General features: G+C 58.4%; 14 protein-coding genes. 7 read left to right on the forward strand and 7 right to left on the reverse strand.

Features of this window, described 5'->3' with window-relative positions; translation table 11 throughout:
* Together BFV97_RS09000 and BFV97_RS09005 are read right to left on the reverse strand one after the other, a co-directional pair.
* A complete protein-coding gene (locus tag BFV97_RS09000) occupies window positions 1-474 on the reverse strand; it encodes a (2Fe-2S)-binding protein (RefSeq protein ID WP_069300033.1) in 474 nt (157 codons plus the stop codon).
* Window positions 471-1331 carry an FAD binding domain-containing protein gene (locus BFV97_RS09005; RefSeq protein WP_069300034.1) on the reverse strand — a complete coding sequence of 287 codons (861 nt, stop codon included), beginning with the start codon at window positions 1329-1331 and terminating at the stop codon, window positions 471-473. The genes BFV97_RS09000 and BFV97_RS09005 overlap by 4 nt, the downstream gene beginning before the upstream one ends.
* Window positions 1332-1786: 455 nt before the next feature.
* Between BFV97_RS09005 and BFV97_RS09010 the strand changes: the two genes are divergently transcribed.
* Genes BFV97_RS09010 through BFV97_RS09035 form a run of 6 tightly spaced genes read left to right on the forward strand, consistent with a single transcriptional unit; the run spans window position 1787 to window position 8439 of the window.
* The gene (locus tag BFV97_RS09010) at window positions 1787-3478 is read left to right on the forward strand and encodes a class I adenylate-forming enzyme family protein (RefSeq protein ID WP_069300035.1); all 1692 of its coding nucleotides are present in this window, start codon (window positions 1787-1789) and stop codon (window positions 3476-3478) included.
* Between the two features lie 6 nt (window positions 3479-3484).
* Window positions 3485-4783, forward strand: a complete 1299-nt coding sequence (locus BFV97_RS09015; protein WP_108721666.1) for a 3-hydroxyacyl-CoA dehydrogenase — start codon at window positions 3485-3487, stop codon at window positions 4781-4783.
* Between the two features lies 1 nt (window position 4784).
* The gene (locus BFV97_RS09020; RefSeq protein ID WP_069300037.1) at window positions 4785-5561 is read left to right on the forward strand and encodes an enoyl-CoA hydratase-related protein; all 777 of its coding nucleotides are present in this window, start codon (window positions 4785-4787) and stop codon (window positions 5559-5561) included.
* A gap of 20 nt (window positions 5562-5581) precedes the next feature.
* Entirely contained in the window at window positions 5582-6883 is a 1302-nt protein-coding gene (locus tag BFV97_RS09025; RefSeq protein WP_245667672.1) for an acyl-CoA dehydrogenase family protein, read from the forward strand.
* A 2-nt stretch (window positions 6884-6885) separates the two neighbouring features.
* Complete coding sequence (locus tag BFV97_RS09030) at window positions 6886-7659, forward strand: SDR family NAD(P)-dependent oxidoreductase (RefSeq protein WP_069300038.1); 774 nt, start codon at window positions 6886-6888, stop codon at window positions 7657-7659.
* Between the two features lie 9 nt (window positions 7660-7668).
* Window positions 7669-8439 carry an SDR family oxidoreductase gene (locus BFV97_RS09035; RefSeq protein WP_069300039.1) on the forward strand — a complete coding sequence of 257 codons (771 nt, stop codon included), beginning with the start codon at window positions 7669-7671 and terminating at the stop codon, window positions 8437-8439.
* Between the two features lie 83 nt (window positions 8440-8522).
* Here the strand turns inward: BFV97_RS09035 and BFV97_RS09040 are convergent, their stop codons facing one another.
* The 4 genes from BFV97_RS09040 to BFV97_RS09060 all read right to left on the reverse strand — a co-directional run bounded on the left by BFV97_RS09040 (window position 8523) and on the right by BFV97_RS09060 (window position 14421).
* Window positions 8523-9395, reverse strand: coding sequence for an acyl-CoA thioesterase (locus BFV97_RS09040; protein ID WP_069300040.1), 873 nt, complete (start codon window positions 9393-9395; stop codon window positions 8523-8525).
* Window positions 9392-11362 carry an acetoacetate--CoA ligase gene (locus BFV97_RS09045; protein WP_069300041.1) on the reverse strand — a complete coding sequence of 657 codons (1971 nt, stop codon included), beginning with the start codon at window positions 11360-11362 and terminating at the stop codon, window positions 9392-9394. Before BFV97_RS09045 ends, BFV97_RS09040 begins: the two co-directional genes overlap by 4 nt.
* Window positions 11359-12600: a serine hydrolase domain-containing protein gene (locus tag BFV97_RS09050; protein WP_245667674.1), complete on the reverse strand. Its 1242-nt coding sequence runs from the start codon at window positions 12598-12600 to the stop codon at window positions 11359-11361. Before BFV97_RS09050 ends, BFV97_RS09045 begins: the two co-directional genes overlap by 4 nt.
* Before the next feature lie 192 nt (window positions 12601-12792).
* Window positions 12793-14421 carry a long-chain fatty acid--CoA ligase gene (locus BFV97_RS09060; RefSeq protein ID WP_069300043.1) on the reverse strand — a complete coding sequence of 543 codons (1629 nt, stop codon included), beginning with the start codon at window positions 14419-14421 and terminating at the stop codon, window positions 12793-12795.
* Between the two features lie 201 nt (window positions 14422-14622).
* On the opposite strand from BFV97_RS09060, the gene BFV97_RS09065 reads away from it, so the two are divergent.
* A complete protein-coding gene (locus tag BFV97_RS09065; protein ID WP_069300044.1) occupies window positions 14623-15225 on the forward strand; it encodes a 2-hydroxychromene-2-carboxylate isomerase in 603 nt (200 codons plus the stop codon).
* Window positions 15226-15301: 76 nt separating this feature from the next.
* Here the strand turns inward: BFV97_RS09065 and BFV97_RS09070 are convergent, their stop codons facing one another.
* Complete coding sequence (locus BFV97_RS09070) at window positions 15302-16003, reverse strand: ABC transporter ATP-binding protein (protein ID WP_069300045.1); 702 nt, start codon at window positions 16001-16003, stop codon at window positions 15302-15304.
* Window position 16004 lies beyond the last annotated feature (1 nt).

The raw sequence follows: 16004 nt of genomic DNA on the forward strand, positions 1-16004 counted from the left end.
TCAGGAAGCCTTTCTCAGATCAGCAGCGGTTTCCATAACCGCGCGGATGATTTTGTCATAACCTGTGCAGCGGCACAGATTGCCTGCAAGCCAGTAACGCACTTGGGTTTCTGTCGGCTCGGGGTGTTTTTCCAGCAGCGATTTGGTTGCCACCAGAATGCCCGGCGTACAGATGCCGCATTGCAGCGCTGCATGTTCGATGAACTTTTCTTGCAGGATATGCAGGTTTTCCCCTTCAGCCATGCCCTCGACCGTGCCGATCTCCTTGCCGTCCGCTTCAGCGCCGAGCACGAGACAGGAACAGACCAGCCGTCCGTCCATCGTGACGGAACACGCACCGCAATCGCCGGTGCCACAGCCCTCTTTCGATCCGGTCAGACCCAGCTTGTCCCGCAGCGCATCCAGCAGGGTTTCCCGCGGGTCGCAGAGAAATTCAACATCGTCGCCGTTAATTTTCGTGTTTACGTGGATCATGATGCGGCCTCCGCCCGTTGGTATGCAATTTTTGCGGCGCGTTTTGCCAACACGCCAGCCACATGGGTGCGGAACTTGATGGTTCCGCGTTTGTCGTCGATTGGATTACAGGCAGCGCTTGCCGCCTCTGCCAGCGCATCGAGTGCCGCATCGTCGAGTTCGGTGCCGATAATGGCATTTGCGGCCTCTTCCACCAAAAGAACCGTAGGCGCCACCGCGCCAAGGGAAACACGTGCTTCGACGATTTTTTTGCCGTCCAGCCGCAGGTTAACCCCACAGCCCACAACAGCGATGTCCATTTCAGTGCGCGGAATAAAGCGCAGGTAGGCATCCCCACCGGATTTGCCCCGTGCCGGAACGTGAACGGCTGTAACCAGTTCCCCTGCTTCCAGACTGGTTTTGCCCGGCGCGGTCGGAATATCCTCAACCGCGACCTTGCGCTCGCCGTTCGGGCCGGTGACGGATACGGTCACACCGGCTGCAACCATAGCCGGAACGCTATCCGCTGCCGGAGAGCCGTTGCACAGGTTGCCGGTCAGCGTGGCGCGGCCTTGCACCTGTGTCGATCCGATCAAATCCATCGCTTCGACCAGACCGGGCCATTCCTTGCCCAAGGTGTCGTGTTCGCTCATCTCCGCACCGGTGACAGCGACGCCGATGCGCCAGCCCTCCCCTTCGCGGGTAATATCCGAAACCCCTGCGATCTTCTTGATGTCGATCAATACATCTGGCGTAACAATGTCTGCGCGCAATTGCACCAGCACATCGGTCCCCCCCGCAAGGAAGCGGGTGACACCCTGTGCGTCTTTGGCAAGGGCCACTGCATCATCAAAACTGCTTGGCGTATGATACTGCATTTTCTCTCCTGTGTACGGGTGGAGGCCACCCAATTATTCGTACGGGTGGAGGCCACCCAATTATCGGTTCTTTCCGGTGTCAGCGCGGATCTGACAGAGCCCGCACTGCGATTTGCCGTCAGGATAGCGCCTTTGGAGCGGCGGCACACCCAGAATCGACCTATGGGCAGACCGTGCCTGTGCCACGCCACAGGCGCAAGTAGGAAAAAGCTAATCGTCCGCTTAGGTCATTGAAAATCAAACGGGGTCCGAAGCAAACGACCTAGGGTCAAAATTCCGTTACGCTAGGGAATTCTGGCAAGCCACTTGCCAAGTCAGGGCCGATGTTATGACCTGTGGCTGTGTTGGTGTGCGGCCCCCGAAAGGCCAGCCACCCGTTTGGGAGGACGGAAGATCATGAAATTACCCGCGAGACTGGCCCTGGGCCGCGACGCGCCTGCACAAAGGCCAGCATGATGGCCGGAATGACACTGCAACAGGCAGCCGACCATATTACTGCGAACGATCCGCGTTTTGCGATTGAACCTGCGACCATTCGCGGTGTCGAATACCGGGTGTTCAAAAACGCCCCTCCCCATTTGCGGGCGTTGTTACAGGGTTGTCGTTCGGCCCACGGCAACGGCGCGGATGAATATCTCGTCTACCGCGACGAACGCTGGAGCTATGACGGGTTTTGCACCGATGTGTGCAAGATGGCGCGTGTGCTACAGGACGAACTGGGCATCAAACAGGGCGACCGTGTTGCGCTGGCGATGCGCAACTATCCAGAACTGCCGATCCTGATGATGGCGATTACCAGCATTGGTGCGGTGGTGGTCTTTATGAACGCGTGGTGGACCACGGATGAACTCGACTACGCATTAAAGGACAGTGGTGCCATTCTGGTCTTTGCCGATGGACCGCGATTTGAACGGATCACCGCGCTTGGGGATAGCGCGCCGGAAATGGTCGCCCTGCGGGACGCCCCCGGCAAGGCACGTCGCTACGAAGACCTGCTGGCAGGCGCAGGTCCGGCGGACTGGCCGGATGTAGAGATACAGACCGACGACGATATGGCGGTGATGTATTCTTCGGGCACAACCGGACACCCTAAAGGCGTGGTGCAAACCCATCGCGGGGCCATGTCTGCGATCTTTACGTGGCTGATGTCGCTGGTACTGCCGCCGCTGATGGCCCCTGTCGATGCCCCCCCTGCGCCCGCCCCCGGACCGCAAGCGATCCTGATCGTAACGCCCCTGTTCCACGTCACTGCCACCCATCCGATGTTCCTTTTGTCCCTGCCGATGGGCGCGAAACTGGTGCTGCTGCACAAATGGGACGCGGAAGAAGCCGTGCGCGTGATCGAGGCGGAAAAGATTACCCGCTTCCTTGGCGTGCCGACCCAATCCGCCGATCTGATGGCCGCCGCCAAACGCATGGGCACCAGCCTGCCCAGCCTGCAATATGTGGGCGCAGGGGGCGCCAAACGCCCTGCTGCACAGGTTGCACAACTGGGCGAGACCTTTCCCCAGGCCAATGTCGCGTCGGGTTGGGGGATGACGGAAACCAACGCGGTCGGGCTTGGGATTACCGGACCGGATTACGCCGAGAAGCCCGGATCTGCAGGGCGTCTGCTGCCCCCTGTTCAGGATCTTGTGATCCTTGGCGATGACGGCCAGCCGGTACCGCTTGGCGAAGTGGGCGAACTGACGGTGAAAAGCCCTGCAAACATGCGCTGCTATCTGAACAAACCCGACGCAACCGCCGAAGTCTTTCAGGACGGGTGGCTGCGCACGGGGGATATGGCCACACTGGACGCCGAGGGCTATGTCACCATCGTGGACCGCAAGAAGGACATCATCATTCGCGGCGGTGAAAACATCGCCTGTCTGGATGTTGAGGGCGCGTTGCACAAACACCCCGCCATCCACGAAGCCTGTGCTTTTTCCGTACCGGACGCGCGTCTGGGAGAAATCGTCGGAGCGGGAATTGCGCTTCACGCGGGGCAAACCGTCACGCCCGAAGAACTTAGCAGTTTCCTTTCCGAACATATCGCCCATTTTAAGATACCGGACCGATACTGGTTCCAAACCACCCCGCTGCCCCGTGGTGCGACCGACAAGCTTGACCGTCGTGCGCTGCGCAGCGCCTGTTTATCAAAGGAGTAGATCTCTATGGACACGCAAATGGACGTTGCCGACTACCTCGAAACTGCCGGAACGCTGGCATGGGAAGTGCCAAACCTTCCGGACCTGACCCCGCTGCGCCCGATCAAGACGGTTGGCGTTATCGGCGCAGGCACGATGGGTGGCGGCATTTCGATGAATTTCGTCAACGCCGGACTGAACGTTAAAATTGTCGAAACCAAGCAAGAGGCACTGGACCGCGGCCTTGGCGTGGTGCGTGCCAATTATGAACGCTCTGCCAAACGGGGGCGTTTTCCGATGGAAGAAGTGGAAGAACGCATGGCCCGCTTTGAGGGCTGCCTGTCCATTGACGATCTGGCCGATTGCGATCTGGTGATCGAAGCGGTGTTTGAGGATATGGACCTCAAGCGCGAGATTTTCACCAAGCTTGACGCTGTGATGAAACAGGGCGCGATCCTTGCCACCAATACCTCGGCGCTGGATATTGACGAAATTGCTGCCGTGACCAAACGGCCCGAGGATGTCATCGGACTGCATTTCTTCTCTCCTGCCAATGTGATGAAGCTGCTGGAAATCGTGCGGGCGGATCATACTGCAAATGATGTGGTGGCCACCTGTATGGATCTGGCCAAAAAGATCGGCAAAGTGGCAACGCTGGTTGGGGTTTGCCCCGGCTTTGTCGGCAACCGCATCCTGTTTGCCCGTCAGGATCAGGCCAACCGACTTGTGGCCAAAGGGGTACTGCCCTGGGACGTGGACGCAGCCCTCAACGCCTTTGGCTTCCGCATGGGACCGTTCCAGATGTCTGACCTGGCCGGACTGGACATTGGCTGGTCCAAAGGCGCCAAAACCGCCAATCCGATCCGCGATGCCTTGTGTGAAATGGACCGTCGCGGCCAGAAAACCCAAGCGGGCTTTTATGACTACGACGAGAACCGCAACCCCACGCCCTCTGATGTGACTGCTAAGGTCATCAAGGACATCACCAAGGCCGAACCGATCACCATGTCCGAAAGCGAGATCATCGAGACCTGCATTTACCCGATGATCAATGAAGCCGTTAAAATCCTTGAAGAAAACAAGGCACAACGGCCCTCGGATATTGATGTGGTCTGGATCAACGGCTACGGCTGGCCCGCCGATAAAGGCGGCCCGATGTTCTATGGCGATATGGTCGGTGCAAAGGCGGTTCTGGCCAAAATGGAAGAGCTCGCCAAAGAAGATCCATCCTGCGAACCGGCCGCCCTGCTGCGTGAACTGGCCGCCGAAGATGGCAAATTCACCGAGATCAACACCGGCGGTCTGAAAACAAAGGGAGGCGCCTGATATGGCTTACGAGTTTATAACCACCGAAAAACGCGGCAATGTGCTGCTGGTCACAATGAACCGGCCCGAGGTCTACAACGCCATTCACGGCCCGATGCACGATGAAATGTCCAAATGCTGGGACGATTTCGCCGCTGATCCCGATCTCTGGGTGGCGGTTCTGACAGGGGCTGGCGACAAGGCTTTTACCGCTGGCAATGACCTTAAGCACACAGCGCAGGGTGGCAAGGGACCAGTCAGCACCAACGGCTTTGCCGGCCTGACCTCGCGCTATGATCTGGAAAAACCGATTATCGCTGCGGTCAACGGCTTTGCAATGGGCGGCGGTTTTGAAACCGCCCTGTCCTGCGACATCATCATCGCCTCCGATCAGGCCACATTCGCCCTGCCCGAAGTGAAGGTCGGCTTTTTTGCCGCCGCCTCCGGTGTGCAACGCCTGTCCCGCTACATCGGACGGCTGGCCGCGCAGGAACTGATGTTCACAGGCCGCAAGATCGACGCCGCCGAAGCCCTCGCACTCGGTTGTGTCAATGCTGTCGTGCCCCACGGCGAACTGCTGGATGCTGCGATGGAGAAGGCACAGGAAATTGCCTCTGTCTCCCCCTCCTCCGTCAAGGCTACGAAACGTGTGCTGAACTCCATGAATGTTGCCGAAGGACTGCCTGAAAGCAACGAGTACAGCCGCGAGGTCATTCAGGACCTCATGAAAACCGAAGACTTCAAGGAAGGCGTCAATGCCTTCGTCGAAAAACGAAAACCGAATTGGGTAAACCGCTAAGCGGAAAGGACTAAAATACGATGTCACTGGGAACACACAATGCAAAGCTGAACCAGCTTGCCATGTCTGAAAAGGCACAACCGCTGCTAGATGCTGTGATCGCGCATATTCGCGATAACGTTGATCCGATCACCGAGGAGTTTTACAAACTGGGCGAAGGCCGCGCCGACCGCTGGTCCTATGCACCGGGCCAGTTGGAACTGCTGGAAACTGCCAAGGTAAAGGCACGGGAAAGCGGGCTGTGGAACTTTTTCCTGCCCAATGCGGAAACCGGCGAGGGCCTGTCCAATCTCGACTACGCCTATATCGCAGCGGAACTGGGCAAGAACCCTCTGGCCTCTGAAACGCTGAACTGTTCTGCGCCCGACACTGGCAACATGGAAGTGCTGGAACGGATCGGTACGCCGGCGCAAAAGGAAAAATGGCTCAAGCCCCTGCTGGCCGGTGAAATCCGTTCCGCCTTTGCCATGACTGAACCGGATGTGGCTTCTTCGGATGCCAAGAACATCTCCACCTCTGCGGTTCTGGAAAACGGTGAATGGGTGATCAACGGCGAGAAGTTCTATATCTCCGGCGCAGGCGATCCACGCTGTAAGATCATGATTACAATGGTGAAAACATCTCCCGATGCGGAACCGTTCAAACAACAAAGCCAGATCCTTGTGCCGATCGACACACCGGGCGTAGAGATCCTCGGCCCGATGCACGTATTTGGCCATGACGATGCGCCCCACGGCCATATGCACATTCGCTTTACCGATGTGCGCGTGCCGGAAGAAAACATGCTGCTGGGCGAAGGCCGCGGCTTTGAGATCAGCCAACTCCGTCTTGGGCCAGGACGTATCCACCACTGCATGCGCTCTATCGGTCAGGGCGAACGGGCGCTGGAAATGATGCTGGAACGGGCGCTCGGCCGTGAGGCTTTTGGCAAGAAGATAATTGATCTTGGCAAGAATATGGAAACCATTTCCCGCGCACGGATCGAACTGGAAGCCATGCGCCTGATGGTGCTGAAAGCGGCCCGCGCGATGGACGTACTCGGCAATAAGGAAGCCCGCATCTGGGTGTCTGCAGTCAAGGCGATGGTGCCGGAAAAAGTCTGTGACATCATTGACCAATCCATGCAGGTCCACGGTGCCGCCGGTCTGTCCCAGTGGTTCCCGCTGTCTGACATGTACGCCGGTCAGCGCACCTTGCGCTTTGCCGATGGTCCGGACGAGGTACACCACCACGTTGTGGCCCGCGCCGAAGTGCAGACCTTCAAGAACTCCAACGACCGCGCCCCGATCATTGCGGCTGGTCGCAAGTTTGAAGGACCATAAACATGACACAACTGTTTGATATGACAGGAAAGGTCGCGCTGCTCACGGGCGCGTCCAAAGGTATGGGGTTCGAGATGGCCAAAGCCATGGCGCTGCACGGCGCCAAGGTGGTCATTTCCGCCCGCACACAGGAGGATCTGGACAAGGCCGCTGCCGAAATCAACAAGGAATGCGGCGAAACCCGTGCCTTTGGCGTGGCCTGTAATGCGGGCCACAAGGACCAGCTTCAGGCGCTGGTGGAGAAAACCCATGAGCTGGCCGGCACCATCGATATCCTGTTCGGCAACGCAGGGGTAAACCCCTACTATGGTCCGACCTCGGGGATTTCCGACAAAGCCTATGAAAAGACCATGCAGGTCAACGTCCAGTCCAACCTGTGGCTGGCGCAACTGGTGGCACCGGATATGGAAAAGAACGGCGGCGGATCGATGGTCTTCACCTCTTCCATCGGCGCGTTCAAGCCTTCGGTAATGCTGGGCACCTATGCGATGTCAAAACTGGCGGTAATCGGCCTTGTCCGGAACCTTGCCGCTGAATTCGGCTCCAAGGGCATCCGCGTCAATGCGCTGTGTCCCGGTGTGGTGCGCACGGAATTCGCCCGCGAACTGTGGGACAACCCCAAGGCCGCAGAACGCGCCACCAAGGAAATTCCGCTCGGGCGTTTTGGTGAACCGGAAGATTTCGCAGGCATTGCAGTCTTCCTCGGCTCGAAAGCCAGCCAGTATATCACCGGACAGGCCTTTACCGTCGATGGCGGTTCGGTCATGTGGACATAAGGGAAGCCTATGGAACTCAGAGATAAAATCATCGTTGTCACCGGCGCCGCCGGCGGCATCGGCAAGGCGCTGGCCGTGCGCTTCGCCGCAGAAGGCGCAAAATGCGTGGTCTGTGCCGATCTGGACGGGGCCGGCGCCGAGGCCACCGCCAAAGAAATCGGCGGTGTGTCGTTTCAGGTGAACGTGGGCAATGAAGACGAAATCAAAGCCCTCATCGACACCACCGAAGCCGAACAAGGCCCGATTGACCTGTTCTGTTCCAACGCCGGTATCCTTGTGGCTGGCGGTGTCGAAGTGCCCAATGACGACTGGCAAAAGATCTGGGACATCAATGTAATGTCCCACGTCTGGGCCGCCCGCCACCTTGTCCCGTTGATGAGCAAACGGGGCGGCGGCTATCTGCTGAACACCGCCTCAGCCGCCGGACTTCTCAATCAGGTGGGTGCGGCCCCTTATGGTGTGACCAAACACGCCGCAGTCGGGCTCGCGGAATGGCTGGCGCTGACCTACAATGATCAGGGTATCAAAGTCTCGGTGCTCTGTCCGCAGGCGGTGCGCTCTGCCATGACGGCGGGGCATGAAGACGGCGTTGCCTCGCTCAACGGGATGCTCGAACCCGAAGCGGTGGCAGAGGCCTGTGTGAAGACCATCAACGATGAAACCTTCCTTGTGCTGCCCCACCCCGAAGTGCTCGACTATATGCGCAACAAGACCGACAATTACGACAAATGGATCGGCGGCATGCGCAAATTGAACCGCATCTACGGTGGTGCAATCTAAACGACACCGGCTCTTTTTGGGGACAATATCCCCGCCGGAGGCCATGCGGGACAGGCAACTGTCCCGCTTTTTTTATTGCAAGCTCACTTCGGCTTTTTCTTGATTGGCCGGATCAGCCCTTCCTGTGCAACACTGGCAACCAGTTCGCCGTCGTGGGTGTAAATCGTGCCACGGTTAAAGCCCCGCGCCCCGCCTGTGAACGGGCTGTCCATCGTGTAAAGATGCCAGTCCGCAAAGTTCACCGGCGCGTGAAACCACATGGCGTGATCAAGGCTTGCGGTCATCACCTGTCCGGTGAACCACGTCTGACCGTGGGGGCGTAAACCCGACCCGAGCAGGTTCATATCCGAGGCATAGGCCATCAGGCAGTGCTGCATCTGCGGGTTGGCATCCCGCGCACCGGGCATGCGGAACCACAGGTGGTTCCGGTCGTCCACCACTTTGGGGTCAAACCAGTCCAGCGGCGCCACTTCGCGGATTTCGATGGGACGTTTGCGCAGGAATTCATGCCGGTGTTTCTCGGGCACGCGGTCGATGTTGTCCTCGCGCCATTTTGCACGGGATTCCAGCGTTTCCGGCTCTGGCACTTTTGGCATCTCGTGCTGGTGGTGCAGACCTTCCTCTTCCACGTGGAACGAGGCGGACATGTTCAGAATCTGCTTGCCGTGCTGGATCGCAATGACTCGCCGTGTGGTGAAACTGCCCCCGTCCCGCGCACGATCCACAGAGTAGATCACCGGAATTGACGGATCGCCCGGACGGATGAAATAGGCATGAAGCGAGTGGCACAATCGCCCGTCCACGGTTTTATAAGCCGCCGCCAGCGCTTGTGCGATCACCTGCCCGCCAAAAATCCGCATCGTGGTCTCGCCGCCCGAACCGATGCCGCGGAACAGGTCCACTTCCAACTGCTCGATTTCCAGCAGGTTCAGCAATTCCGCCACAATGTCGGTCATCCGGTCTCTCTTTCTGCCGCATAGGCGATAAATCGGTCAAAGCTCTCCGGATTGGCCATGCTGTCGCGATTCACCACGGTTTCCGGATTTCCACCTAAAAGCAGCTTTTTGACAGGAACTTCCAGCTTTTTCCCCGAAATTGTGCGCGGAACCTCTGCGATCTGGATGATGTCATTGGGTTGGAACCGTGCCGACACCCCGTTTTTAATCGCTGTGTTGATCTTTGCCTTGATGCTGTCATCCAGCGTCAGACCGTTCCGCAGCACCACAAACAGCGGCATAAAGCTTTCGCGGCCCAGAAACTCCAGATCGACCACCAGACTGTCCATCACCTCGTCCAGTCCTTCCACCGCCTGATAGATCTCGGACGATCCCATGCGCAGGCCCTTGCGGTTGATGGTGGCATCAGAGCGCCCAAAGATCACCGATCCGCCTTGCGGGGTGATCTCGATCCAGTCGCCGTGACGCCAGACACCGGGATAGGTGTCAAAATAGCTTTCGTGCAGGCGCGATCCGTCCTCATCCCCCCAGAAATACAGCGGCATAGAAGGCAGTGGTTCGGTGCAGACCAGCTCTCCTACCTCTCCGATCACTTCGGTTCCGGCACTGTCAAAGGCACGCACCGCATTGCCAAGGGCGCGGGCCTGCATTTCACCGGCGCGCACCACATCCATCGGATTGCCACAGACAAAAGCGCCCATCAGATCGGTGCCGCCAGAGATCGGTGCCAGCCAGATGTCCTCTTTCACGTCCTTGTAAATCCACGCATAGGCATCTTCGGACAAGGGCGATCCGGTAGAGCCGAGCGCCTGCAGGTTCGACAGATCAAAATCCTTTGCAGGGGTCACACCCGCCTTGGCACAAGTGCCGAAATAGGCCGCGCCCGCACCGAAATAGGTCAACTTTTCTTCGGCTACGAACTGCCACAACACGTTGAGATCGGGATAGTTCACTGCCCCGTCAAAGATGGACAGTGTCATCCCCTGCCCCAGCGCCAGCAGTTGTGAATTCCACATGATCCAGCCCGAGGAGGTCAGCCAGCAGAACCGCCCGCCCGCTTTCAGGTCTTGGTGCAGCGACTGCTTTGCCCCTTCGATCAGCGCCCCGCCGTGACCGTGCACAATCGGTTTCGGATTGCCCGTGGTGCCCGAAGAATACACCACCCAGACAGGGTGATCGAAGGGCACCTGCTCGGGCGTCAGATCGGCCTTGCGGTCCAGCAGATCGGTCCAGTTGCGGGCGCCATCCGGCAGCTCTCCCGCGAAGGGCAGAACGATGCGATGTTCCAGCGTTGGCAGGCTGTCAGTTACGGTCGCAAGGATGCCACGGCGGTCCACGGTCTTGCCTGCATGAACGTATCCGTCCTGCGCGATCAGCACCTTGGGTTTGATCTGGGCGAAGCGGTCCACAATGGCCACATCCCCCATATCAGGTGAGCACAAAGACCAGATTGCCCCGAGACTGGCCGTCGCCAGAAACGCCACGATAGAGGCCGGACCATTGGGCAGGATCGCCACGACACGGTCGCCTTTTTCAACGCCCATATCCCGCAGGTGCGCCGCCAGACTGGACACCTGCCTGTGCAATTCTGCCCAGGTCAACTGCTCTGTTCCAAAGGTTTCGGATCGGGCGGAAATCGCCAGCGCATCGCCGCGCTGAGGCACGTGGCGCAGGACCTGCTCTACAAAGTTCAGCCGTGCGCCTTCAAACCATTTCGCCCCCGGCATCACCCGTTTGTCCAGAACGCTGGTATAAGGGGCGGAGGATTCCAGATCGAAAAACTGCCAGATGGTTTCCCAGAAATCCTCCAGCTCTGTCACGCTCCAGTTCCACAGGGCGGGGTAATCCGCAAAGGTCAGGCCGCGGTTCTGCTCCAGCCAGCGGATATATTCCGCCAGACGGGAGCTTTCCGCCCGCTCTTTTGACGGGGTCCACAGGATCGGGCGTTCTTTCACGGGGGTATTCATTGCATTAAGGCTCCATGCACCAAAGATTTGAGTTGCGGGCGTGCCGGATAGGAACTGCTGGGGGAAAGCTGGGTAAAAAACACCACTGACAGGTCCAGCACCGGATCGACCCAGAAAAAGGTCGAGGCCATGCCGCCCCAACTGAAATCCCCGACGCTGCCCTGTGCGCGGGCGCGGGCCGGATCAAGCACAACCGCACCGCCCAGACCAAAGCCCATGCCCTCCATCGGTTGTTCGGCAAAACTGCGCGGCCCCATCGAGGCGATGTCGCCCGGCAGGTGGTTTCGGGTCATGAAATCTACGGTTTTCGGGGACAGCAGGCGGTTTCCGTTGCCCGATCCCTTGCAGCGGATCATCTCGCAGAATTTCATGTAATCGTCGATCGTCCCCACCAGACCGCCGCCACCCGAAAAGGTCTCGGCGCTGCGATAGGCGCTGGTGGCGGCGTGATCAATCAGGCGCAGCGGATTGCCACCCTCCTTTGCCGCGTTGAGCGCCATCGCATCCCCTGCAAGCGGAGTGTAAAGCGACGCAAAGCGGGATTGCGCACCTTCCGGAACACTAAATGCAGTTTCCGTCATACCAAGGGGCGCAAAGATCTGTTCGGCAAAAAACGCGCTCAGGCTCTGTCCTGAAACCACCTCAACAACACGGCCAAGCACATCAATGGACACGGAATATTCCCAACGGCTGCCCGGCTGGAAGGCCAGCGGCAGTTCGGCAAGCTTGTCCACAACCCCCTCAAGCGGGCCTTGGTCGGCGCGGAAAATCAGCCCCTTCTCTTCCATCGCAGAAGGCAGGACGCCGGGATTAAACGGATAGCTAAAGCCGCTGGTATGGGTCAGTAGCTGGTGCAACGTAGGCGTCTGGCAGGGCGTCACCTGATCCAGACTGGTCGCCCCTTCCACCAGCGCGGTACAATCCGCAAATGCCGGAATGAAATCGGACAGGGGCGCGTCCAGATGGAACAGCCCCTGTTCGGCCAGCATCATGATCGCCACGGATGTGACCGGTTTGGTCATGGAATAAATCCGCGCCAGCGTGTCCCGTTCAAACGGCAAATCTGCCTCAACATCCCGCGCTCCGGCAGCGTTGAAATAGACCTCTTTGCCCCCCCGCGCGATCAGCAGGGATGAACCGGCATATTTGCGCTCGGCAACGTAGCGCTCCATCCATGTGCCGATCCGGCCCATCCGGTCGGGATCAAATCCAGCGGACTGAGGTGACGCGGTGTGCATGGGCATTCCTTCCAACTGCTTTGCATTCAATTGCGCAAAGCTTGCAACGGGTGCAGATGCAGTTCAATGGCTATATAATGGGAGGTTCGCAAAGACGTGACGTGACGGCAGATTTTGCGCCAATACGCTACGACATGAAACCGGGGCGCAGCACAGGCCCGCCCCGGTTCATTGGTGTTCAGAAACCGCAGATTATCCTGCCAGCGTGCCATCCGCATAGCGCTGGCGCAGGGTCAGTTTGGACACTTTGCCTGTGGCCGTCATGGGCAGGTCTTCGACGAAAATCACCTCGTCCGGCACCTGCCATTTGGCGAGGTTTTCGGACAGATGGGTCTGGATGCTGGCCACGTCCCTGGAGGAATCCGGCGTTGGCACAACCACCAGCAGCGGGCGTTCGTCCCATTTTGGATGGGGCACCGCAATCACGGCGCAATTGGCCACTTCGGGATGGGACATCGCCATGTTTTCAACGTCGATAGAGCTGATCCATTCGCCGCCCGATTTGATCAGGTCTTTGGCACGGTCGGTGATGGTCAGCATACCGTCATTGGTGATCTTGGCCACATCACCCGTACCAAACCAACCGTCTGCATCTAGTGCGGTTTTGCTGGCTTCTTCGTTGTTAAAATACCCCGAGACAATAGCGTTGCCGCGCACATAAAGTTCACCCTGCGCTTCGCCGTCATGGGGCAGACGGTTGCCGTCCTCATCCACGATTTTCAAGTCCACGCCAAAGACACGGCGGCCTTGTTTGGCCTTCAGGTCCAGACGCTCTTTTTGGGGCAGTTTGTCTTGGGTTTTGTTGAGCAGACCAACGGTACCGATCGGGCTCATCTCTGTCATACCCCAAGCGTGGCAGACCGAAACATCCATGCCTTCAAAGGCTTCGATCATGGAACGGGGTGCGGCAGAGCCGCCGATGATCACTTCACCAAAGGCCGAAGGCTTGCCGCCCTGCGCCTTGATCTCGGCCAGAAGACCCAGCCAAACAGTGGGAACACCCCATGCGGAGAAGACCTCTTCGTCCTGCATCAACTTGTAAACACTTGGTCCGTCCAGTGCAGCGCCCGGGAAGACCAGCGAGGCCCCGGTCAGCGGTGCGGCATAGGGCAGACCCCATGCGTTGACATGGAACAGGGGCACAACCGGAAGGATGCGCTGGCCGGGGCTGAGGCTGGTTTGCAGCGAAACGCCCGCCATCAGTGCGTGCATCACGGTAGAGCGATGGGTGTAGAGCGCGCCCTTGGGATTGCCCGTGGTTCCCGAGGTGTAACACAGCGCACAGGCGGTATCTTCGGGGAAGTCCGGCCAGTCGTAATCCGCGTCTTCAGCCTCAACCAGTTCTTCGTAGCACAAAAGGTTTGGCAGGTCGGTTTCCGGCATATGGGCGCGGTCGGTCATGGCCACATAGATCAGGTCTTTAGGCAGATGTTCTTGCAACGCATTCAGGATCGGAATGAAGGTCAGATCGACAAAGATCACCTTGTCTCCGGCGTGATTGACGATGTAGATCATCTGCTCCGCTGACAGGCGCGGGTTGATGGTGTGACAGACCGCACCGATCCCTGCGATCCCGTAGTAAAGTTCAAAGTGGCGATACCCGTTCCACGCCAAAGTCGCCACGCGGTCGCCCTCGGTGACGCCCAGTTTCAGCAGCGCCTTGGCCAACTGGCGCGTGCGCCCGTCAATCGCACGGTAGTTAGTGCGGTGGATGCCTCCCTCAACGGTGACAGAGACAATCTCGCTGTCGCCGTGGACCTCTGCCGCGAATGTCAGAATATCGTTTACCCGCATGGGGCGGTTCATCATCAAGCCTTGCATGGCAGTCCTCTCCTCAGTTTGGGCCACTCTTGCAAAAACTCGCGCGTCTGTCCGATTTTTTTTGGTCTGATCCCCGTTACAAACAGATGACGTTGCGACCGTTTCCACCTGACAAAAACCCGATGGCCCGCAGGGGGCGAAGCGCTTGTTCGCGAAACGGGTCTCTGTCAGTATCCTTGCAACGAACCGTGGAGGAACCCGATGAAAACTTTCGACTTTCTGTATGATTTTGGCAGCCCTAATGTTTATCTCGTTCATAAGATCATGGACAAGATCGAAGCCCGCACCGGCGCACGGGCGAATTACTGTCCGATCCTGCTTGGCGGGGTGTTCAAACTGACCCACAACACGCCTCCGATACAGGCGTTCGGCGGCGTCACCAACAAACTGGAATATGAACGCCGCGAGATGCACCGCTTTATCGAGCGGTATGATATTCCCTTTCAGTTCAATCCGCATTTCCCCGTAATGACCACTGCTGTGATGCGCGGCGCGATCTATGCCCAGTCACAGGATTTCGGCCCCCGCTATATCGACGTGGTGTTTGATGCGGTCTGGAAGGACGGTTTGAAAATGGACGATCCCGACGTGATCGCCAGCACGCTGGAGGCCGCCGGACTGCCCGCCGCGCAGATCATGGAAGGTGCCCAAAGCCAGAACGTGAAAGACCGTCTGTTCGCGCTGACCTCTGAAGCGGTGGAGCGCGGAGCCTTCGGGGCGCCGATGATGTTCGTCGGGGAGGAACCCTTCTTTGGCAAGGACAGCCTGCCCGATCTGGAATACTGGCTGACCAAACAGGACTGACAGAGTTTACCAAAAAACCGGCAGGATAGTCCCCTGCCGGTTTCTTGAATTTTGCAATTGTGCCGGTGACGCGGGTCTAAACCTCCAGCCACTCCTTGCGCACATCCTCGCGGGATTTCAGCTCTGCCGGTGTGCCTTCAAACACCACCTGCCCGTGGCCCATCACATAAACCCGATGGGCAATATCCATCGCGATAGACAGCTTTTGTTCCACCAACAGCGTTGCCACACCGCGCGCCGCGATCTGGTTCAGCAGTTCGGCCACCCGCTGGGTCATCTGGGGGGAGAGGCCTTCGGTTGGTTCGTCGATCATGACAAAATCGGGATCCCCCATCAACGTGCGACACATGGTTAACATCTGCTGTTCCCCGCCCGACATCACCGACGCCTCAACGTCGGCCCGTTCCCGCAGGTTGGAAAACATCTCGAACATGTTTTCCATCGACCAGCGCCCGTCTTCGTCCTTTTGCCCCGGCTTCAGGCCAAGGATCAGGTTCTGGCGGGTGGTCAGCCCCGGAAAAATATCACGGTTTTCGGGCACGTAACCGATCCCGAGGTTGGCGATTTCAAAGGCTTTCTTCCCTGCGATTTCCTGACCTTTGAAGGTCACGGACCCGTGGGGTTCCACCTCTCCCATGATGGCCTTGCAAGTGGTAGAGCGCCCGACCCCGTTGCGCCCCAGAAGGGCGACGATCTCGCCTTCCTGAACGTTCAGGTTCACCCCTTGCAGGATGTGGGATTTGCCGTAATAGGCGTGTAGGTCTCTTACGTCCAACATA

Source organism: Neptunicoccus sediminis (genome assembly GCF_001719615.1).
Lineage (GTDB): Bacteria > Pseudomonadota > Alphaproteobacteria > Rhodobacterales > Rhodobacteraceae > Amylibacter > Amylibacter sediminis.